Source organism: Rathayibacter sp. AY2B7, from assembly GCF_002931635.1.
Classification (GTDB): domain Bacteria; phylum Actinomycetota; class Actinomycetes; order Actinomycetales; family Microbacteriaceae; genus Rathayibacter.
Map to the genome: position 1 here is coordinate 1 of NZ_PSUC01000063.1, position 20,760 is coordinate 20,760.

The following is a 20,760-nucleotide window of genomic DNA, read 5'->3' on the forward strand; positions in this document are numbered from 1 at the left end:
GTCGCCGGCGGCCGCTACGACCTCGCGCTGCGGCTCCGGACCACGAACAACCTCACCGGCGGGGCGAGCATCCTGCTCGACGGGCAGCCGCTCGCGACCCTCCCGGCATCCACCACCGCGGGAGCCTGGGCCGACCGGTCCGTCTCCGGAGTCACTCTTCCGGCGGGCACTCACACCCTCACCGTGGTCGCGAGCGGACTCATCGACCTGCGCACTCTCACCGCGTCGCGCATCACCGACATCACCGCCGGCAGCACCATCGAGGCGGAGGACTGGGCGGCCGGTGGCGAGGGAACGGGCTACCACGACACCACGGCGGGCAACGGGAACACGACGTACCGCGGCCTGCCGCTCGTCGGCTACTACCGCGGCGGCGACGTCGACCTCGAGTCCTCGTCGGTCGAGTCCTCGCAGGGCGACAACTTCGACGTCGGCGGGACCGACGACGGGGAGTGGCTCCGCTACGACGTGCACGCCGACACCGCCGGGGCGTTCGACATCAGCGCCCGCGTCGCCAGCGGCTTCGACTCGGGAGTGATCGCCTACGCGCTCGACGACCGGTCGAACATCGTCAGCCCCGCGGACACCACGATCCCGAACACGAACGGCTGGCAGACCTGGCGCACCCAGGTCGTGCAGAACGTGCCGATCCCCGCAGGGACGCACGCGCTCTACGTCCTGGTGAAGAAGGGCGGCTTCAACCTGGACCGCCTCACCGTCGTCCCGACCGGGATGGGCTGGGCCACGACGGTCGGCTTCGGCAGCTCCTACGCGGCCGGTCCCGGCGTCTCGACCTTCACCGACCAGAACGCTCGCCAGTTCATCAAGAGCGGCGGAGTGGACCGCGGCGCCTGCCAGCGCTCCCGCTGGAACCAGGTGCAGTACCTCGCCGACCGCTTCGGGCAGCGCGACACCTTCTACGACGCGTCCTGCCCCTCCGACACCAGCCAGTCCATCGCGACGTCGACCGGTCAGGGCGACGAGCTCGCCGAGGCCGCGACCGGCTACGCCGCGAACCCGTGGCGCGGAGCGGGAGCGCTCGGCTGGGGGACGAAGACGGTGACCGTCTCGGTCGGCGGCAACGACGTCTACTCCGGCACGAACTCCGCTGGCAAGAGGTACGAGGGCACGGTGACCGGAGCGATGTACGCCTGCGACAGGACGACCTCGTGCGTCGACGGCAACGGCGTCCCGAACTGGAACGGAACGAAGGGCGGAACTCGGAAGGGTGACATCACCGTTGCGGCGATGAAGGCGAACCTCAAGCCGATCGTCGAGCAGATCCTCGCCGCCACGAAGAAGGACGGCACGTCGTCGGTGCAGATCCGGTTCATCAGCTACCCGTCGGTGTTCGGCAGGCCGGGGACCTCGGTCTCCTGCTCCGGCGCGGCATCGGGCAGCGATCCCGCCTGGAGCTACACCGCGGCGGAGTCGACGTATCTGCAGAACCTGCTCGACACGCTGACCACCACCGAGGCCTCCACGCTCACCGCGATCTCGAGCGACCTCGGGCTCCCCGCCGGTCAGCTGCGGCTGGTCGACATCCGCTCGCAGTCCGAGGACCACGGGATCTGCCAGCCGCAGAGCACGCGCTGGATCGCGCAGCCCTACGGCGACTCGTCCGCGGCGGGCATCCACCCGAACCTCTCGATGTTCGCGATGGAGGCGCGCCAGGTCAGTCTCTCCTCGCCCCAGGGCTGAGCCGGTCGGAGGGGAGCCCGGCTCCCCTCCATCGGTCCGCCGCTGACAACGCAGAAGTCGTCGCACTCGCGCTCGAGTGCGACGACTTCTGCGTTCTCGCGAGCGCCGCTGGGTCAGGCCGTCGGCGTCCAGATCCGCATCGTCGACGGTCCGCGGTTCGCCCAGCGGTGGTACGGCCGGAACTCCGCCTCGAAGCGACGCCCCTCCTCCACAGGTACGGAACCGTAGGGCCAGCCGGGAGCCGCCTCGCGCGCCACGAGGGACACGCGCGCTCCCTCCGCCGTCACGACGGGCGGCACCGACGCGTCGACCGCGATGTGCTCGGTGTCCAGGCCCTCGGGCAGGTCGAGCGACTCGATCGCCAGCACGAACGGCCCGCGCTCGAGGGCGACCTGGCCGCGCACCGCGTCGATCCGGGGGTGCGGGGCGACGAAGCGGGCCGACATCGGCAGCGAGAGCCGCACGGTGTCGCCGGCGGAGAACGCCCGGCGGACGGTGACGGTCGGCGTGGAGACCGGCTCGCCGTCGAGCAGCGCCGAGCCCCGCGCGAACGGCGGGATCCGCAGCGTCAGCGCGAACTCCGCGTCCTCGAGGATCCGCACGACGATCTCGCCGTCGGCCGGGTACTCCGTCTCGACCCGCAGCGCGACGCCTCCGGTGCGCACCTCGTACGCGCCGTACTGGTGGAGCTGCACGCCCTCGTCGGTAGCGGTCGCGAAGCCGAGCTCGACGCTCGCCAGGGTACGGGCGGTGTTGGTCGGGCAGCACGAGACCCAGAACCAGGGCGCGCGGAGACTGGACTGCGCGCGGTCGGTCTCGCGCGACTCGTCCGGCGCCACTCCGTCGACGCGCTGCTGCAACGTGTTCGTGTAGAAGAAGGCGCGGCCGTCGTCGCGGGTGGCGGGGAGCACCGCGTTCAGCAGCGTCCGCTCCATCAGGTCCGCGTAGCGGGGCTCGTTGGAGCCGAGCAGGAGCCGCCAGCTGAGCATCGTGGAGCCGATCGCCGCGCAGGTCTCGGCGTAGGCGCGGTCCGGCGGCAGCTCGTAGTCCGCGCCGAACGCCTCGTCCTGGTGGTGCGAGCCCATCCCGCCCGTGACGTAGGTGCGCCGCTCGACGGTCGCCTCCCACTGGCGGCGGACCGCCTCCTCCAGCTCGGCGTCGCCGGTCTCGACCGCGACATCGAGAGCCCCGGAGGCGAGGTAGAGGGCCCGCACCGCGTGGCCGCGCAGCACCTCCGCGTCGCGCACGGGCACGTCGTCCTGGAAGTACTCGGCGCCGAACGCGATCGGCTTCAGCGTCCCCGTCCCGCGCCGCTCCACGAAGAGGCGGGCCAGCTCGAGGTAGCGCTCCTCCCCCGTCGCCCTCGCCAGCTCGGCGAGCGCCGGCTCGATCTCGGGGTGGCCGCACACGGCGACCCTCCCCTCGGGCCCGAATTCGCGGTGCACGTGGTCGGCGAGGCGCCGGGCGACCTGCGGCAGGAGGTCGTCGTGACCGGTGCGCAGCCGCGCCACGGCGGCCTGGATCAGGTGCCCGAAGCTGTACAGCTCGTGGCCCCACTCCAGGTCGGAGTAGCGCGCACGCTGGCCGGGCCGGCCGAAGCTCGTGTGCAGGTACCCGTCCGGGTCCTGGGCGGAGGCGACCCGCGCGACGAGGTCGTCGTACCGCTCCTGCAGCCCGGCGTCGTCGCTCCGGCCGAGCTCCCACGCCATGGCCTCGAGGAGCTTGTAGACCTCCGAGTCGACGAACTCGATGCCCGCGTGCGCGTCGCCGCCCTCGGCGGACGAGATCGAGCCATCGGCCGCGCGGTCGAAGTTGCCGGCCCAGCCGACGCGCTCGATCCACGAGCGGCAGTGCTCGATGACGGCGGAGGAGTTGAGGTCCTGGTAGTGCTTCCAGAAGCCGCCGGTGAGGCGGATCTCGTCCTGGCGGAGCGGTCGGAGCACGCTCCGCGAGGGGGCGACCGGGCCGCCGAGGGCGGTGGCGGTGGGGGCGGTGAGGGTCACGGTGTCTCCTTGGAGGGACGGGTCAGTCCTTGACGGCGCCGGCGGTGACTCCCGCCGAGACGTACCGCTGGGCGACGACGAGGAGGACGGCGGCCGGGAGCGAGGCGACCACGGCGGTCGCCATGATCGAGTTCCACTCCTGGTTGTTGTTGCCGATGTACTTGTAGATGCCGAGGGTGATCGGCTGGAGCTTCCCGCCGCTGTCCAGCGTCGAGGCGAAGATGAAGTCCGACCAGGCCCAGAGGAACGCGAACAGCGAGACGGTGACCACGGAGTTGCGGCTGATCGGCATGATCACCGAGGTGAAGGTGCGCCAGGCGCTCGCTCCGTCCATCCGGGCCGCCTGGGTGAGCTCGTCGGGGATCCCGGACATGAACGCCGTGAAGATCAGCACGCCGAACGGCACCGCGATGGTGGAGTCGGCCACGATCAGGCCCGGGATCGAGTTGAGCAGCCCGAGGTTGAGGTAGATGGCGTAGAAGCCCATCGCCATGATGATCGCCGGGATCATCTGCGCGATCAGAAGCACGAACGAGAGCGCCTGCCCGCCGCGGGGCCGCAGCTTCGCCAGCGAGTAGGCGGCGGGGGCTGCGATGGCCACGGTCAGCAGCACCGTCCCGAGGCCGACGACGAGGCTGGTGCCCAGGTAGGGCAGCTGCTCGCTCAGCACCGCCTGGTAGCCGGTGAACGTGGGCGAGAACGGGAACCAGTCCGGCGGATCCTTCCGCATCGAGCCGGTCGGAGTGAGGGAGACGTTGATCATCCAGTAGACGGGGAACAGCATGACCGCCGTGAGGGCGATCCCGACCACGGTCAGGTACCAGGGGCGGCGCGCGGTCACGAGTCGGCCTGCTTCCGCTGGACGCGGATGTACACGAGACCGAAGACGAGGGCCAGGATGATCAGCAGGTTGCCGACGGCCGCGGCCGGTCCGAAGTCGGGCAGCATCGAGCCGAAGCCCAGCTGGTACGTCCAGGTGGCGAGCGTGGTCGAGGAGTCGGCGGGGCCGCCCTTCGTCATGATCCAGATGATGTCGAACACCTTCAGCGTGTAGACGAGGCCGAGCAGGATCGTGATCGCCGACACCGGCCGCAGCAGCGGCAGCGTGATCCGCCAGAACTGCTGGGCGCCGGTCGCGCCGTCGAGCGAGGCCGCCTCGTAGAGGTCCTGCGAGATGTTCTGCAGGCCGGAGTAGAGGATCACCAGGTTGAACGGGATGCCGATCCAGATGTTCGCGATCAGGACCGCGATCAGCGAGGTGGTCGGCGAGGTGAGCCAGTTGATCTGGCCGATCCCGAAGGACTCCAGGAACGCGTTCACGATGCCGGAGTCGCTGTTGAGCATCCACGACCAGGTCGAGGCCGAGACGATCAGCGGCAGGAGCCACGGCACCAGGAACAGCGCCCGGAGCGTGCTCGCCAGCGGGAAGCGGCGGTAGAAGAACACGGCGAGCGCCAGCCCCAGCGTGAACTGGAAGAGGAGCGAGACGCCGGTGAAGACCGCCGTGTGCAGCAGCGCCGGGCCGAAGGTCGCGTCCTGGAACACCTGGACGTAGTTGTCGAACCAGACGAAGGGCGCGTTCCCCTGCACGAACGAGCGGACCGTGTAGTCCTTCAGGCTCAGCTCGAGGTTGCGGTACAGCGGGAACGCGTAGAAGACGAGCAGGTAGGCGACGAGTGGGGCGAGGAACGCCCACGCGACCAGGCGGCCGCCTTCGGGTCGCCAGCGGCGCCGACGGCTCTCGGCGGCCGGGGCGGGCGGGGCCGGCGGCTCGGTGCCGCGCCGCAGAAGGCGGGCGGTCTCGGTGGCAGTGGTCATGGTCTCTCCCGTCCCCCCGGCCGGTGCGCGGAGCACCGGCCGGAAGGACCTCGTTCGGGGAGCGGGAGCCCCCGGTCGTCCTACTTCGTGGCGGATTCGGCGGCCGACTGGGCGGCCTTCAGGGCGTCCTCGGGAGACTGCGAGCCGCTGAGCACGGTCTGCACCGCGCCCCACAGCTGCTCCGAGATCTTCGGGTACTTCGTGCCGAGATCGTCCGAGGTGCGGCCCTTCGCGGCCTGCACGGCGGTGACCCACGGCTCGAGGTCGGCGTTGCCGGCGACCTGCTCCTGCTGCGCCTCGGCCGTCGGCGCGATGTACGAGAGCGTGTTGTCGGTCGTGACCAGGCTCTCCGTCGAGGTCAGGCACTCGGCGATCTTCTTCGAGGTCTCGTAGCGCGCCGTGTCCGACTGCACCGGGAGGGTGAGGAACTCGCCTCCGGTCGGTGCGGGGGCCGCTCCGCCGTCCTTCGACGGGATGGTCAGGACGCCGTAGTCGATGCCCGAGGCCTTCGCGTTGGCCAGCTGCCAGGTGCCGTTCTCGCCGAACGCGTACTCGCCGGTCTCGAACTCCTGCCAGCTCGTGGTCTGCGTGTTGCCGATCACGGAGTTGGGCGCGTAGCCCTTCTGCAGCCAGTCGCTCCAGAGCGAGACGGCGTCGACCGCGGCGGGCGAGTCGAGGTCGGTCAGCTCGGCGCCGGAGCCCCAGAACCACGGCAGGAACTGGAAGGTCCCCTCCTCCGTGCCGATGCCGGAGAACGTGATGCCCTTGCCGCCGGAGGCGGTGACCTTCTCGAGCGCGTCGGTCAGCCCGGCCCAGTCGGTGATGGAGGCGGCGTCCACGCCGGCCTTCTCGAGCACGGCCTTGTTGTAGTACAGCGCGAGCGTGTTGGCGCCGATCGGCACGCCGAAGGTGTCGCTGCCGGTCTGGCCGGCCGCGAGGATGTTCGCGTCGATCCCGTCGGTGGAGAGCCCGGACTCGGCGGTCGTGGTCAGGATGCCCGACTCCGCGAGCGTCGAGACCACGGGGTTGTCGACGAGCAGGAGGTCGGGCGAGTTGCCCTGCTGGCCGGCGAGCAGCGCCTTGTTGGTCAGGTCGGTGGTGTCGTAGCCGGTGCGCTCGACGGTGACGCCGGCCTCGGTCCCGCAGGAGTCGATGAGCTTCGCCCAGTCGGACGACTCGTCGAACTGGGGGTACGGGTCCCAGAACGTGTAGCTGCCTCCCGCGGCGGAGCCGGAGTCGCCCCCGGTGCCGCTCGCGCAGCCGGTCAGTGCGGCCGCGGCCGTTCCCAGCAGGACGGCGGCGGCGAGGCCCCGAGCGTGCTTCCTCGTCTTCACGGATGATCCCTTCGTCGTTGACGGATTCCTCGGCAGTCGTCCCGATCGTCTGCGCCGGGCCGAAACTACTTTCTGTCGGGTAAACCTAGGCAGGGGCGGTCAGCGCGTCAAGAGATGCGACCCTTTCGGTCTTTTCGGTTTTTCACCGGAGTCGTGCGAGGATCGACGCGGCGGCCCGCCGGGCCCGGAACGGAGGCGCGGTGCCACCACGCAAGCCCACCGGCACCATCACGCTCACCGATGTGGCGGCCGCCGCCGGCGTCTCGATCGCCACAGCCTCCAAGGCGCTCAACGGCCGCGACCAGGTGCGCGCCGAGACCCGCCAGCGCGTGCTGGACGCCGCCGAGGCCCTCTCCTTCACCCCGAACCCGTTCGCGCAGGCCCTCAACTCCCGGCGCACGGGCACCATCGGGATGCTCACCAACGATCTCGACAACCGCTTCGTGCTCCCCGTGCTGCTCGGCGCCGAGGACGCGTTCGGCGCCGGATCGACGTCGGTGCTCCTCTGCGACGCCCGCGGCGACTCGATCCGCGAGCAGCACCACATCAAGAACCTGCTCGCCAAGCGCGTCGACGGGATCGTGGTGCTCGGCCGGACGACGAACCCGCGCCCCTCGATCACCCGCACCATCCCGGTGCCGGTCGTCTACGCCTACGCGCCCTCGGAGGATCCGCGCGACTCCTCCTTCACGCCCGACAACGTGCAGGCCGGCGTCCTCGCCGCCCGCCACCTGATCGAGCGCGGACGGACGAGGATCGCCCTCGTCAACGGCGAGCCGAGCTACACCGCCGCGCACGACCGCGCCCGGGGCGTCGAGCAGGCGCTGACGGAGGCGGGGCTGCCGCTGGTCGGCGGCGGCGTCCTCTTCGGGCAGTGGTCCGAGAGCTGGGGGCGCCAGTGCGCCGAGACGCTGCTGCGCGCGCATCCGGACCTTGACGCGATCATCTGCGCGAGCGACCAGATCGCCCGCGGCACCCTCGACCACCTGCGCGAGACCGGCCGGCGGGTGCCGCAGGACGTGGCCGTCGTCGGCTTCGACAACTGGGACCTCCTCGTCGAGGCCGCCCGCCCGCCGCTCTCGAGCATCGACATGATGCTCGACACGCTCGGCCGCGCCGCCGCGGAGGAGCTCTCGAACGCGATCCACGGACGTCCGACCGCGGGCGTGCAGGCCATGCCCGTCCGTTTCGTGCCGCGGGAGTCCTCCGGCTGACGCCTCCACCCTCCGCGAGAACGCGGAAGTCGTCGCACTCGAGCTCCAGAACGACGACTCCTGCGTTCCCGCGACCTGCCGACCCGGGCTCGCGGGATCGGATGTTGACGCCGCGCTCTCGGGTGTGTACTTTCCAGTTATACGAATAACCGAGACCACGAGGAGGTGGGTCATGGCCGGACGGACGGCGACGATGAGGCAGGTCGCGGAGCGCGCCGGCGTCTCCCAGGCCACCGTGTCCCTCGTGCTCAACAACGCTCCCGGCAACCGCGTCACCGAGGCCACCCGAGCCCGCGTGATGGAGGCGGTCGAGGATCTCGGCTATCGCACCAACGCCTTCGCGAAGTCGCTCCGCAGCGGGCAGTCGGGGATGATCGGCTTCGTCTCGGACGAGGTCGCCAGCTCCCCCTTCGCCGGCCGCCTGCTGAAGGGCGCGCAGATGCGGGCCTGGGAGAGCGGCCACATCATCCTCAGCGTCGACACCTTCGGCGAGCGCGCCCTCGAGGAGTCGGCGATCGACATGATGCTGTCGTACCGCGTGCTCGGCGTCATCTACGCCTCGATGTACCACCGCGTCGTCGAGGTGCCGGAGGCGCTGGGCGACGTGCCCACCGTGGTCGTGAACGCCCAGTCCGCTGGCGGGCGCTTCTCTAGCGTCTTCCCGGACGAGGAGGAGGGCGGGTACACCGCCACCCGCCAGCTGACGGGCGCCGGCCACCGCCGCATCGCCTACATCGACATCCAGCCCGCCGACAGCGACCTCCCCGCGGGTGTCGGACGGCGGGCGGGCTACCGCCGCGCCCTCGAGGAGGCGGGCCTCACCGTGGACCCCCGCCTCGTCCGGCACGGCTCCGGCGGCACCGTCGAGGACGGCCTCGCGCTCACCGCGGAGCTCCTCGACGAGGCCGATCCCCCCACCGCGATCTTCTGCGGCAACGACCGCACCGCCTGGGGCGCCTACCGGGCTCTCGAGGCGCGCGGCCTCCGCGTGCCCGAGGACTGCTCCATCGTCGGCTTCGACGACCAGGAGACCCTCGCCTCCTACCTCGACCCCGGCCTCACGACCGTCGCGCTCCCCCACGAGCGCATGGCCCGCGATGCCGTCTCCCTCCTCCTCGCGGAACCGCGCGAGGAGCCCCGACCCCATCCCATCCATTGCTCACCGGTCCTCCGCGGATCGGTGACGAGTGCAGAGGTGCGCGCATGACGACGATGAAGTCCGCCCCCGGGATCCCCCGGCCACGGCGCCTCCTGAGCCCGAGGCAGCGCCTCGGCTCCGCTGCGAGGCGCGCCCTGCGCTCCTGGCAGTTATACGTACTACTGACCCCGGCGCTCGTCTTCGTGGCGCTGTTCAAGTACTGGCCGATGTACGGCGCTCAGATCGCCTTCCGCGACTACAACCCGTCGCTCGGCTTCTCGGGCAGCCCGTGGGTGGGCCTGGACAACTTCACCCGCTTCGTCTCGTCGTTCCAGTTCGGGCGCCTGATCGAGAACACCCTGACGGTGAACGCACTGGGGCTGCTCATCGCCTTTCCGGTGCCGATCGTGCTCGCGCTGATCGTCAACCAGCTGCAGAGCGAGCGGTTCAAGAAGTTCACGCAGACGGTGCTCTACTCGCCGTCCTTCATCTCGGTCGTCGTGGTCGTGGGCATGATTCACCTGCTCTTCTCGCCGCGGTCGGGGATCGTGAACAGCGCGATCGTCGCCCTCGGGGGAGAGCCGGTGTTCTTCATGGGCTCGCCGGACTGGTTCCGGCCCCTCTACATCGGCTCCGACATCTGGCAGAACGCCGGATTCTCGATGATCGTCTACCTCGCCGCCCTCACCGCGATCGACCCGGCTCTGCACGAGGCCGCCCGCGTCGACGGAGCGAGCAAGTGGCAGCGGATCCGCCACATCGACATCCCGGGCATCCTGCCGGTGATCACGATCCTGTTCATCCTGGCGATCGGCAATCTCTTCAACCTCGGATTCGAGAAGGTCCTGCTCATGCAGACCGACCTCAACCTCCCGACCTCCGAGGTGATCCAGACCTACGTCTACAAGGCGGGGCTGCAGCAGGCGCAGTTCAGCTACTCGGCCGCCATCGGCCTCTTCAACTCCCTGATCAACCTCGTCCTGCTGGCGACCTTCAACCAGGTCGCCCGCCGTGCGGGCCAATCGAGCCTCTGGTGACGACGCCATGACACAGACCATCCACCCCGACCGCGCCGTCCGCGGGCCGTCGGCACCGACTCCCCCTCGCCGCACCGCGCCGGCGAAGCGCACCGGACGGTACGCGGACCCCGTGTTCAACACGATCGCGATCGCCGTCCTGCTCCTGGCGATCGTCGCGATCGTCTACCCGATGTACTTCATCGTGATCGCCTCGTTCAGCGAGCCGTCGCAGATCCTCAACGGGAACGTCTGGCTCTGGCCGGCCGGCTTCACGCTCGAGGGCTACGGGCGGATCTTCTCGGACGGCGCGATCTGGCAGGGCTTCGGCAACTCGGTCCTGTACACGGTCGTCGGCACCGCGATCAGCGTCAGCACGATCCTCTGCGCGGCCTACGCCCTGTCGAGGAAGGACCTCTACGGGCGGACCGTCTTCCTCCTGATCTTCATCCTCACGATGTTCATCGACGGAGGCCTGATCGCCCGCTACCTGGTGGTGCGCGACCTCGGGATGCTGGACACGATCTGGGCCGTGGTCCTGCCCGGCGCGGTCGGGGTCTGGAACCTGATCATCGCCCGCGCCTTCTTCGAGAACAACGTGCCGGGCGAGCTGCGCGACGCCGCTCAGATGGACGGCGCGAGCGACTTCCGCTTCTTCTTCAGCATCGTCCTGCCGCTGTCGAAGCCGCTGATCTTCCTCATGATCATGATCCACCTCGTGGCCAACTGGAACGCCTTCTTCGACGCCCTGATCTACCTCGACGACGAGAGCAAGTACCCGCTCCAGCTGGTGCTGCGCAACGTCCTGATCCAGTCCGAGGTCACCTCCGCAGGCGGCTCCGGAGCGATGGACTCCTACGCCGCCGCCCAGCGCCTGGGCGAGCTGATCAAGTACGGAATGATCGTCGTCTCGACGATCCCCCTCTTGATCGTCCTGCCCTTCATGCAGAAGCACTTCACCAAGGGCGCCCTTCTCGGCGCCGTGAAGAGCTGACCCTCCACCCCTCCCGCACCACCCTTTCGACAAGAGGAACACGAACGATGAGACACCGCAGTTTCTTCACCACCACCGCACTCGCCCTCTCCGGCGGACTGCTCCTGGCCGGCTGCACGACCGGCGGCGGGAACGACCCCGTCCAGGACCGCTCGAGCGAGGTCGGCTTCAACGAGACCGGCCTGCCGATCGTCGACGACACGCTGTCGCTGACCTTCGGCGGCACCAAGTCCGCCCTGTCCCCCGACTACTCCTCGATGCAGCTCGTGCAGCAGTGGGAGGAGGACACCAACATCTCGATCGACTGGAAGAACCTCCCGGAGCAGGTCTACGCCGAGAAGAAGAACCTCCTCCTCGCCAGCGACGACGTGCCGAACGTGCTGTTCAACTCGGGCCTCACCGACGCCGAGATCGTGCAGTACGGCGAGAACGGCACGCTCCTCCCGCTCGAGGACCTGATCGAGGAGCACGCGCCGACCCTCTCCGCGATCCTCGAGGACCGGCCCGACATCCGCGCCGCGCTCACCGCCTCGGACGGCCACATCTACACGCTGCCCTCGGTCGAGGAGCTCGGGATCCTCCAGTACCCGAACTTCCTCTTCATCAACACCGCCTGGCTCGACGCACTCGGCCTCCCGATGCCGACGACGATCGAGGAGTACCGGGCCGCGCTCGAGGCCTTCAGGACCGGCGACCCCAACGGCAACGGCAAGGCCGACGAGATCCCGCTGTCCTTCCGCACCGACTCGTTCTGCGGCAACCCGCACGACCTGATCGCGGCGCTCGGCGGGCAGCCGGAGAACAACGACCACCGCATCGTGGTCGACGGGAAGGTGCAGTTCACGGCCGACACCGACGGCTACAAGCAGGGCGTCGAGGCGCTCTCCGACTGGTACGCCGACGGGCTCATCGACCCCGAGTCGTTCTCGCAGGACGACGTCGCCTTCCTCTCCAAGGGCAAGGCCGACACCCCGGTCCTCGGCTCCTTCTTCTGGTGGGAGGCGAAGGAGATGGTCGGCGAGGACCGCCTCGGCGACTACGCGATCCTCGGCGTGCTCGAGGGCGTCGACGGCGAGAAGCGCGCCAGCGTCACCAGCAACCAGGAGATCAACCGCGGCGCGATGGCGATCACCCGCTCCAACGAGTACCCCGCCGCCACGATGCGCTGGGCCGACCGCCTCTTCGACCCCGAGATGAGCGCCCAGAGCAGCTGGGGACCCCTCGGCGTGACCCTCCAGAAGGACGAGGCCACCGGCCTCCTCGTGCAGATCCCCGCCGCCGCCGGCGAGGCCGAGGGCGAGCGCCGCCAGAAGGTCGCCCCGGGCGGCCCGAAGATCACCACCGAGAAGGACTTCGAGACCGTCGTGGCCCCCGAGCCGCGCGCGAAGGAGCGCCAGGACCTGGTGAAGGAGTACTACCTCCCCTACAAGGCGAACGACGCCTACCCGCCGGTGATGCTCTCGAACGACGAGCTCGACCGCGTCTCGTACGCGCTGACCGACATCAACACCCTGGTGAAGGAGAAGTTCGCCGCCTGGATCGTCAACGGCACCGTCGACAGCGAGTGGGACTCCTACGTCTCGCAGCTGGAGTCGATGGGCGCCTCCGACGTGACCGCGACGTACCAGCAGGCCTACGACCGCTTCCAGAACGGCGGCGAGTAGTCCCCGGGGGCGCGGGCGGCAGCCGCCCGCGCCCCTCGTCCGGCCGCACCGAACCCCTCTCTTCAGGAGCCCTTGTGACCATCACCACGACGACGGACGCCTGGCGTCCGTCCGCCCACTTCACCGCCCGATCCACCTGGCTGAACGACCCGAACGGGCTCCTCTTCCACAACGGCACCTACCACCTGTTCTTCCAGAACAATCCGACCGGCAGCACCTGGGGCAACATCTCCTGGGGCCACGCGACCTCGACCGATCTGGTGTCGTGGAGCGAGCAGCCCGTCGCGATCCCCGTCCTCGACGGCGAGATGGCCTTCTCCGGCAGCGCGGTCGCCGACGTCCGCAACACGGCGGGCTTCGCCGGCCCCGGCGAGACGGCCCTCGTCGCGGTCTACACGGCCGCCCGCGACGCCCTCCCGGACGGCACCGGGGCCTCGCAGGCCCAGGCACTGGCCTACAGCGTCGACGACGGCGCCACCTGGACCCGGTACGCGGGCAACCCCGTCCTCGACATCGGCTCCGCGGAGTTCCGCGATCCGAAGGTCTTCTGGTTCGGCGGGGACGACGGCCACTGGGTGATGGTCGCCGTCGAGGCGGTCGACCGCCGCGTCGCGGTCTACACCTCGCCCGACCTGATCGCGTGGACCCGGCGCTCCCACTTCGGCCCCGCCCACGCCACGGGCGGCGTCTGGGAGTGCCCGGACCTCTTCCCGCTGCGCGTGCGCGGCACCGACGAGGTCCGCTGGATGATGATCGTGAGCCTCAACCCGGGCGGCATCGCCGGCGGCTCCGGCAGCCAGTACTTCCTCGGCGACTTCGACGGAGCCGAGTTCACCGCCGACCGGCTCAGCGCGTCCGAGGACCCCGCCGACTACGACTGGCTCGACTACGGCCGGGACTACTACGCGGCCGTCTCCTTCAACGACGCCCCCGAGGGCCGCCGCCTCACGATCGCGTGGGCCAGCAACTGGGACTACGCGAACGAGACGCCTACCGGCCCGTGGCGCTCGTCCATGTCGCTCGTGCGCGAGCTCGACCTCGTCCGCGGGGCCGACGGCCGTCTCCGCCTCGCGCAGCGGGCGGTCCTGCCGACCGGGCCGGCGTCCCGCGACGTCCGCGTCTTCGACGTCGACGTGTCCCGCCTCCCCGGCGACCGCACCGAGCTGCGCCTGCTCACCGGCACGACCGACGACGAAGTGGTGCTCACGGTCGACGGCGACGAGGGAGTGCTGACCTGCGACCGCACGCGCAGCGGCGCGGTGGACTTCGCGGCGTCCTTCCCCTCGGTCGACTGGGCTCCGCTGCCCGCGCCGGACGAGTCGGGGCGGATCCCGGTCCGCATCGTCGTCGACGCCTCGGTGGTCGAGGTGTTCCTCGGCGGGGGTCTCAGCACCCTCACCCAGCTCGTCTTCCCGTCGGCGCCGTTCACGACGCTGCAGGTCCGCGCGGCGGCGGAGTGAGCGGGCCCGGCGCGGGCTCCGGCAGCGGCCCCGGCTCCGGCCCGCGCGTCCTCGTCGTCGGCGAGACCGTCGTCGACGTCGTCGAGCGGGACGGGAGCCGGTCGGAGCACGTCGGCGGCTCGCCCGCGACCGTCGCCGTCGCGCTCTCCCGGCTCGGCCGCTCCGTCCGCTTCGCCACCGCCCTGGGCGACGACGAGCGCGGACGCCGGGCCCGAGCGCACCTGGAGGAGTCCGGAGTCGCGGTGTCGGCGCCCGCGCGCGGCACCACGTCGACCGCGGCGGCGGTCATCGGCGCCGACGGGTCGGCCCGGTACGAGTTCGACCTCAGCTGGGACCCGGACCGCATCGATCCCGACGGAGCCGCGCACCTCCACACCGGGTCGATCGCCGCCTTCCTGCACCCCGGCGCGGACGCGGTCGCGGACCTGCTCGACCGTCTGCCGCCCGGGACCTCCGTCAGCCTCGACCCCAACATCCGGCCCGAGGTGCTCCCTGCGCGCGCTGAGGTCCACCGCGTCCTCGAGCGGCTCCTCCGGCGCTGCGATCTGGTGAAGCTGAGCGACGAGGACGCCGAGTGGCTCCACCCCGGCGACTCCGTCGACGCCGTCCTCGACCGCCTCCTGGCCGCCGGCCCTTCGCTGGCGGTCGTCACGCGGGGCGGCGAGGGCATGGTCCTCGCGTCCCGCCGGGCCCGGGTCGTCGTCCCCGCCTCCCGCATCGCCGTCGCGGACACCATCGGCGCCGGCGACACGGCGATGGCCGGGCTGATCGACGCCCTCCTCGACAACGGGATCACCGCTCTCGACGAGGACGCCCTCCTCGCGGCGGGCCGGTGGGCGGCCCGGGCGGCGGGAGTCACCGCCTCCCGCATCGGCGCGGACCCGCCCCTCCGAGCCGAGCTGGCCGGGGTCTGACGGCCGGGCGGAGCGGACCCCGGCATCGAGCAGAAGCCCGCGTTCCGAGCAGAACGGTCGCGCACTCCTCGCATGCCGCCTTCCGCCCCGAGGCACTGCCCCTACCGCGATGTCCCGGCGATCGGAGCGGCGTCTCAACGCACGAGCGGGCCCGCGCGCAGCGGCGAGGACACCGGAGAGACGAGCGGAGCGGAGTCGTGGGCGCAGACGTGCGCCGGACCCCTCGGGAGTCCGGCGCACGGCCTGGCGGTGATCAGCTGTCGGCGATCAGCCGGGATCAGCTGCCGGTGCGCTCACCGCGGCGTCGGAGGGTGAGGAGCATCAGACCGCCGCCGATGAGGGCGAGCAGACCGAGCACTCCGGCCGTCGCCGTCGCTGCGGAGTCGACTCCGGTCGAGGCCAGGGCCGGTCCGCGGGGTCCGTTCGAGCCGGCGGCAGGAACGATCGCTGCGTGCGAGGGTGCCGGGCGCGGCGCGGCGGTCGCGGTCGGCGTGGGCGTGGCGGTCGGCGTCGCAGTGGCGGTCGGCGTCGGCGTGGCGGTCGGCGTCACCGTCGGCGTGGCGGTCGGCGTCACCGTCGGCGTGGCGGTCGGCGTCACCGTCGGCGTGGCGGTCGGCGTCGCGGTCGGAGTGACCGTCGGGGTCACGGTCGGCGTCACGGTTGGGGTGACCGTGGGAGTCACCGTCGGCGTCACGGTCGGAGTGACGGTCGGAGTGACGGTCGGCGTCACCGTCGGAGTCACAGTCGGAGTGACCGTGGGCGTGACAGTCGGGGTGACGGTCGGAGTGACCGTCGGCGTCACGGTCGGCGTGACCGTCGGCGTCACGGTCGGCGTCACGGTCGGCGTGACGGTCGGCGTGACCGTCGGGGTCACCGTCGGAGTCACAGTCGGGGTGACCGTCGGAGTCACCGTCGGAGTCACAGTCGGAGTGACCGTCGGCGTGACAGTCGGAGTCACCGTCGGAGTGACCGTCGGCGTGATGGTCGGCGTCACCGTCGGCGTCACCGTCGGCGTCACCGTCGGGGTCACCGTCGGGGTCACCGTCGGGGTCACCGTCGGGGTCACCGTCGGGGTCACCGTCGGGGTCACCGTCGGGGTCACCGTCGGCGTCACAGTCGGCGTAATGGTCGGCGTCGCCGTCGGCGTCGGTCCGCCGTCCGAGGGCTCGCAGCCCGGCTCGGTGAACTCGTTGGAGTCGAGGGTGACCGCTCCCGTCCGGGCCAGCGCGCGGCCCTCGACGGAGACGCCCTTCGTCACCGTGATCGACACCGCGGCGAGCACGGAGCCGACGAAGTCGGAGTCGGTGCCGAGGGTCGCGGAGCTGCCGATCTGCCAGTAGACGTTGCAGGCCTGCGCCCCGTTGATCAGGGCCACCGAGCTCGAGGACGCCGTCGTCAGCGTCGACGCGGCGCGGATCACGAAGACCGCCTCGTTGACGCCCTCGGCGTCGAGAGTGAGAGTCCCGGTCAGGCCGACCGGACCGGCCGCGGTGTAGACGCCGGGCTTGAGCGTCCTGCCGCCGATCTCCTCCGCGATCTGCGCGGTCGTCGCCTGCGACGCGAGCTGTCCGTAGGCCGTGCCCACGTCGGCCTGGGCCTGGGCGGACTCCGCGTCACCGCGGTGGATCACGCCGCCGGTCCGGCCGGGCGGGAACCCCGTGACGGCGGTCAGCGGGCTGACGCCGACGCTCTGATCCAGGACGCTCGACCCCGTGTTCGTCACGGTCGACGCCGCCAGGACCGAGTAGTCCGCGGCCGTCCCCAGGTCCGGTGCCGTGGCCGCCTGCGCGGAGACGCCGGCGAAGAGCGCGGCGCCGACGACGGCGAGGACGACTCCGGTCCCGATCGCTCCTCTCGTGCGGTTCTGCCGGCGACGGCGGAGAGAGGTGCGAGAGGACACGTGCGGCATGAGGCCAGCGATCTGCTCACGTCAGCGTGAGCTCAATAACCCGAGGTGGGAGGCTCGAACCGTAGGTCGCGCTCCTCCTCCGCGTCTACGGCGCGACCCTGACGGGGGGCAGGATCCGTCGCCGGTGTCCCCCTCTCGGCGACACCCTCGCCACCGGAGTCCTCGCGCCGGTGACGGCGGACCCGGCCGGCGGAGCGGATCAGCGGTGACGCCCGCGGCACCCGAACCGGTCGGAGTGCTGTGCGTCCCGGGAGCCCTCAGCCGAGAGCCGCCACCCGCTCGATCACGCCCTCGCCCAGCCGGGCGACGTACCCCTCCGGATCCGGCCCGGCCGGCGCCAGCTGCACGTGGTCGATCCCCAGCGCCGCGTACTCCTCCATCGCGCGGACGAAGCCGTCGGGGTCGCCGATCGGATCGCCGCCCCCGGTGATGGTCTTCGTGATCGTCGCGTAGTCGCGCCCGAGGTCGTCGCAGTGCCGCTTCAGCACGTCGAGCTTGTGCGCCACGTCGTCCGCGCCGGTGCCGAACAGGTTGCAGGCGTCGCCGTACTGCGCGACCAGCCGCAGCGTCTTCCTCTCGCCGCCGCCGCCGATGAGGATGGGCGGGCCGGGCTGCTGGATCGGCGCCGGGTGGTTCAGCGTCTCGGCGAGCCGGTAGTGCGTCCCCTCGAACGGCCCGTCGTCGTCGCTCCACATCTGACGGCAGATCCGCAGCGTCTCCTCCAGCCGCTCGAACCGCTCCTTCAGCGGCGGGTACGGCACGCCGAGCCCGAGGTGCTCGCGCTCGTACCAGGCGGCGCCGATGCCGAGCATCGCCCGCCCGCCGGAGAGCACGTCGAGGGTGGTGACGATCTTCGCGAGGAGTCCCGGATGGCGGTACGTCACGCCGGTGACGAGGAGACCCAGCCGCATCCGCTCCGTCCGGCCGGCGACGAAACCGAGCGAGGTGTATCCCTCGAGCATCGGATCCTCGCTCGTCGCGAAGTGCTCCATCTGGAAGTAGTGGTCCATCAGCGTGAACCAAGCGCAGCCGACGTCCTCGGCCGTCCGCGCGGTCGCTCCGAGGATCGGCGCGATCTGCGCACTCCCCCCGGGCAATGTGAAGTTCATGAAGTGAATGCCGAGCTGCACGCGCGTCTCCTGTCGTCCCGGGATGTCCCGGAGCCAGTGTGCGCCGAGCCACCGCTCAACACGCCGACGCGCCCGCCTCTGAGCGGCGTCTCATCCGTTCCGCGGCGTCTCGGCCGATCGCACCCGTCGAGGCGCGGCCGCGCTCACTCGCAGACGCGGAAGCGGTTCCGGTCGAACCCGACGACGTCGCCGACGGCGAGCTGGCGGCCGCGGCGCAGATCGACCTCGCCGTTGACGGTCACCATCCCCTCGGCGACCGCCTCCTTGGCCTCGCCGCCCGAGAGTATCCCCGCGAACTTGAGGAACTGGCCCAGGCGGATCGACCCGCCGCCCAGCGGGACGTCGACGGGCTCGGGGACGGCAGCGGCGCCCTTCACTTCTGTGAACGCGCCCGCGAAATGTCGCCGCAGGCCCCCTGGATCAGCGGGTTTCCCACGTAAGTGTCGCCGCAGTTTCCAGCACAACGTGTCGCTCCGAACATGCCCGCGTGATTCCGCGGATCTGAGGCCTCGATGGGGTCATTCGGTGGCCCCTCGCCGCGCAGGAAGCGCCCGGCGGCCATACGAGGTCGGGTTGGCACAGACTTCGGGTTCAGTCTCCACGAAGCCTTCCTCGGCGTCGCGGTCGGCGTCGGAGCTGCCGCCCTGCGCGGCCTGCTCGAACGGGCTGGCTGCCGGAAAAGCCGCAACAACCGAGGCGTCAGGGCGATGTCGGTGCGGCTGTTTCGCATGCATGCCTGCGGGCGAAGCACTAGAGGGCGTTCTTCGTGGTCGCCAGGTACTCCGGCGTGGCGAGCGCTTGCATGGAGAACCAATGTGTCGCCTCGAGGCTCGCCTCCAGGTGTCGCCAACCGTTCGAGACGAACGAGCTCGTCTGCGCGCCGGTGACCATATAGACGACGGCTCGAGCGGCAGTCGGGATATCGACCTCGGCGCGAAGATTGCCTTCAGCTCGTGCCTGTTCGAGAAACAACGCTATCGCGTCGAGCCAGACTGGATCCGGCAACTTCGCAACGCCGGGGAATTCAGATGAGGCTTGTGCGACGAGACGCAGGCCTGCTTGCGCCGTTGGATCGTGCTGCACTGCTCTCGCGAGGGACCGGGACAGCGTGAGCAGTGAAGCGAGGCCGTCGTCGCCCGACTCCAGAATCGAATCCCGGAGGAGGATGAAGCCCTGGTCCTGGCGGCGGATGATCTCCTCCGCCACCTCGATCTTGCCCCTGCGGAAATGAAAGTAGAAACCACCCTGCGTGACGGATGCTGCTTCTAGGATATCGGCGACGCGAGCGGTCGAGTAGTGCAGGCGCGCAAACACCTTCGCCCCACCGAGAACAATCGCCTCTCGTGTGGCGATCCCGCGTTCCTGTTGTGCCACGCGCACCTCCGACTGATCCCAAAGCCACTCTATCGGCCCATGGTTCAGCGTCTCTGCCGTCTGGTCCCCGTTCGGGAGGGTTCACGCTGAGTAGCCGAACGCCGCGCTGGCGCTCGCACCGTGCTCGGATGTCGAGACCAACCTCACGTCGCGGAGGGTTCGGCCGCCGATGACGACCTCGGCGTTCCTGCGCACGGACGTGCGAGCGGAGAATCGAGCCTGGCCGCCGGACGGAGCGGGCGTCCGAGAGACGGAGGCGCGCCTGAGCCAGAGGTTCGGTACAGCGGAGCGGCTGGTGTCATTGACGGCGTAGATGAGGACTTGGGCCAACTGACCGAACATGACGAGTTCATCGACGGCGTCAAGGCGGGGCGGGGCGGCTGGGTACCCTGCCTGGGATGATGTGTCGGAATGGGACGTCTCGAGGTGTCCATCGACGAGGTCCACGCGATCGACGTGGGACGACATCTGGATCGAGTCGCCTGCTGCCGCATGGGTGAGGCCGGGTGCCGCCTCGGCTGCGCCCGGTCGGGCTCGGCTCGGGGCGCACTCCAAGTCGACGTTCAGTCCGCCGATACGAGCCCGCAATGACTTGGTGCTGACGAGCGGTCCGCCGTGATCGGTCGTGATGCCGATGGGGACAGAGCCCACATCAGTCGTCGCCACACGTCCGGCGACGACTGAGAACCCTGTGACATCGAACGGCCCTTCCCACCAAGCGCCGCGATTCGTGTTCTCACACAGGCTGATGGTCTTCAGCGCCAGGCTGATCGCATCGATAGAACTGAGATGCACCTCGCGGGGATCTCCTGCCGCGTCCAGCGACCAGCGGGGCGGATAGATCCACTGCTTAACCGCCGAAAGTCGGATCCTGTCACCGTCGACGTGTTCGGCCACCTGGCTGACGGTATGCCTGATGTGTCGATGACCCGAACCGAAGTATCGGCCGGACTCCTTGCCGAGTATCTCCTCTCAAGGCCGCCCATCAAAATGGTGCATCTCGTCCCTTCGGATCTTCTGATCGGTCTGGTGATATGTGCACGCCTGGAAGGTGTCTCGCCGGATTCGATCCCAGGATCTCGAGCGGCGTC

At 70.3% G+C, this 20,760-nt stretch carries 18 protein-coding genes; 9 read left to right on the forward strand and 9 right to left on the reverse strand.

Annotated features, from left to right (window positions below; all coding sequences use genetic code 11):
• On the forward strand, window positions 1-1,701 hold a 1,701-nt coding region (locus C5C27_RS11110), incomplete at its 5' end, for a carbohydrate-binding protein (RefSeq protein WP_146079666.1).
• A gap of 113 nt (window positions 1,702-1,814) precedes the next feature.
• Here C5C27_RS11110 and C5C27_RS11115 read toward each other — a convergent pair.
• The 4 genes from C5C27_RS11115 to C5C27_RS11130 all read right to left on the reverse strand — a co-directional run bounded on the left by C5C27_RS11115 (window position 1,815) and on the right by C5C27_RS11130 (window position 6,856).
• Entirely contained in the window at window positions 1,815-3,704 is a 1,890-nt protein-coding gene (locus C5C27_RS11115) for a glycoside hydrolase family 127 protein (RefSeq protein WP_104314392.1), read from the reverse strand.
• 22 nt (window positions 3,705-3,726) lie between these two features.
• Window positions 3,727-4,545 carry a carbohydrate ABC transporter permease gene (locus C5C27_RS11120; protein WP_104222699.1) on the reverse strand — a complete coding sequence of 273 codons (819 nt, stop codon included), beginning with the start codon at window positions 4,543-4,545 and terminating at the stop codon, window positions 3,727-3,729.
• Window positions 4,542-5,522: a carbohydrate ABC transporter permease gene (locus tag C5C27_RS11125; protein WP_104225802.1), complete on the reverse strand. Its 981-nt coding sequence runs from the start codon at window positions 5,520-5,522 to the stop codon at window positions 4,542-4,544. Before C5C27_RS11125 ends, C5C27_RS11120 begins: the two co-directional genes overlap by 4 nt.
• An 80-nt stretch (window positions 5,523-5,602) precedes the next feature.
• Window positions 5,603-6,856, reverse strand: coding sequence for an extracellular solute-binding protein (locus C5C27_RS11130; protein WP_104237752.1), 1,254 nt, complete (start codon window positions 6,854-6,856; stop codon window positions 5,603-5,605).
• A 200-nt stretch (window positions 6,857-7,056) separates the two neighbouring features.
• On the opposite strand from C5C27_RS11130, the gene C5C27_RS11135 reads away from it, so the two are divergent.
• The 7 genes from C5C27_RS11135 (at window position 7,057) to C5C27_RS11165 (ending at window position 15,256) form a co-directional block, all read left to right on the forward strand.
• Window positions 7,057-8,070, forward strand: coding sequence for a LacI family DNA-binding transcriptional regulator (locus C5C27_RS11135; RefSeq protein ID WP_104237753.1), 1,014 nt, complete (start codon window positions 7,057-7,059; stop codon window positions 8,068-8,070).
• A gap of 172 nt (window positions 8,071-8,242) precedes the next feature.
• On the forward strand, window positions 8,243-9,277 hold the full coding sequence (locus C5C27_RS11140; RefSeq protein ID WP_104282809.1) for a LacI family DNA-binding transcriptional regulator: 1,035 nt from the start codon (window positions 8,243-8,245) through the stop codon (window positions 9,275-9,277).
• A complete protein-coding gene (locus C5C27_RS11145; RefSeq protein ID WP_244229528.1) occupies window positions 9,274-10,245 on the forward strand; it encodes a sugar ABC transporter permease in 972 nt (323 codons plus the stop codon). Before C5C27_RS11140 ends, C5C27_RS11145 begins: the two co-directional genes overlap by 4 nt.
• A 7-nt stretch (window positions 10,246-10,252) precedes the next feature.
• Window positions 10,253-11,218, forward strand: a complete 966-nt coding sequence (locus tag C5C27_RS11150) for a carbohydrate ABC transporter permease (protein ID WP_104237755.1) — start codon at window positions 10,253-10,255, stop codon at window positions 11,216-11,218.
• Window positions 11,219-11,265: 47 nt separating this feature from the next.
• Complete coding sequence (locus tag C5C27_RS11155; protein WP_104237756.1) at window positions 11,266-12,882, forward strand: ABC transporter substrate-binding protein; 1,617 nt, start codon at window positions 11,266-11,268, stop codon at window positions 12,880-12,882.
• Window positions 12,883-12,956: 74 nt separating this feature from the next.
• Window positions 12,957-14,342 carry a glycoside hydrolase family 32 protein gene (locus C5C27_RS11160; protein WP_104314393.1) on the forward strand — a complete coding sequence of 462 codons (1,386 nt, stop codon included), beginning with the start codon at window positions 12,957-12,959 and terminating at the stop codon, window positions 14,340-14,342.
• Window positions 14,339-15,256, forward strand: a complete 918-nt coding sequence (locus C5C27_RS11165; protein ID WP_104314394.1) for a carbohydrate kinase family protein — start codon at window positions 14,339-14,341, stop codon at window positions 15,254-15,256. Before C5C27_RS11160 ends, C5C27_RS11165 begins: the two co-directional genes overlap by 4 nt.
• Before the next feature lie 277 nt (window positions 15,257-15,533).
• Here the strand turns inward: C5C27_RS11165 and C5C27_RS18380 are convergent, their stop codons facing one another.
• From C5C27_RS18380 to C5C27_RS11190, 5 genes are all read right to left on the reverse strand, one after another.
• Window positions 15,534-17,156, reverse strand: coding sequence for an ice-binding family protein (locus tag C5C27_RS18380; RefSeq protein WP_219813161.1), 1,623 nt, complete (start codon window positions 17,154-17,156; stop codon window positions 15,534-15,536).
• Between the two features lie 266 nt (window positions 17,157-17,422).
• The gene (locus C5C27_RS11175) at window positions 17,423-18,295 is read right to left on the reverse strand and encodes an LLM class F420-dependent oxidoreductase (RefSeq protein ID WP_244229529.1); all 873 of its coding nucleotides are present in this window, start codon (window positions 18,293-18,295) and stop codon (window positions 17,423-17,425) included.
• 143 nt (window positions 18,296-18,438) lie between these two features.
• The gene (locus C5C27_RS11180; RefSeq protein ID WP_104222694.1) at window positions 18,439-18,672 is read right to left on the reverse strand and encodes an RNA-binding S4 domain-containing protein; all 234 of its coding nucleotides are present in this window, start codon (window positions 18,670-18,672) and stop codon (window positions 18,439-18,441) included.
• A gap of 373 nt (window positions 18,673-19,045) precedes the next feature.
• Complete coding sequence (locus C5C27_RS11185) at window positions 19,046-19,669, reverse strand: TetR family transcriptional regulator (RefSeq protein WP_181133510.1); 624 nt, start codon at window positions 19,667-19,669, stop codon at window positions 19,046-19,048.
• Between the two features lie 81 nt (window positions 19,670-19,750).
• Window positions 19,751-20,635 (reverse strand): AvrD family protein, encoded by an 885-nt coding sequence (locus C5C27_RS11190; RefSeq protein ID WP_308471194.1) that lies wholly within the window; start codon window positions 20,633-20,635, stop codon window positions 19,751-19,753.
• Between C5C27_RS11190 and C5C27_RS18385 the strand changes: the two genes are divergently transcribed.
• The coding region (locus C5C27_RS18385; protein WP_219813162.1) for a hypothetical protein at window positions 20,555-20,760 on the forward strand (206 nt) is incomplete at its 3' end. The genes C5C27_RS11190 and C5C27_RS18385 overlap by 81 nt on opposite strands.

Excerpts from the sequence above, each read along its gene's own strand:
- C5C27_RS11125 (WP_104225802.1), bottom strand. The coding sequence starts at position 5,522 with ATGACCACTGCCACCGAGACCGCCCGCCTTCTGCGGCGCGGCACCGAG.
- C5C27_RS11140 (WP_104282809.1), top strand. The coding sequence starts at position 8,243 with ATGGCCGGACGGACGGCGACGATGAGGCAGGTCGCGGAGCGCGCCGGC.
- C5C27_RS11145 (WP_244229528.1), top strand. The coding sequence starts at position 9,274 with ATGACGACGATGAAGTCCGCCCCCGGGATCCCCCGGCCACGGCGCCTC.
- C5C27_RS11150 (WP_104237755.1), top strand. The coding sequence starts at position 10,253 with ATGACACAGACCATCCACCCCGACCGCGCCGTCCGCGGGCCGTCGGCA.
- C5C27_RS11155 (WP_104237756.1), top strand. The coding sequence starts at position 11,266 with ATGAGACACCGCAGTTTCTTCACCACCACCGCACTCGCCCTCTCCGGC.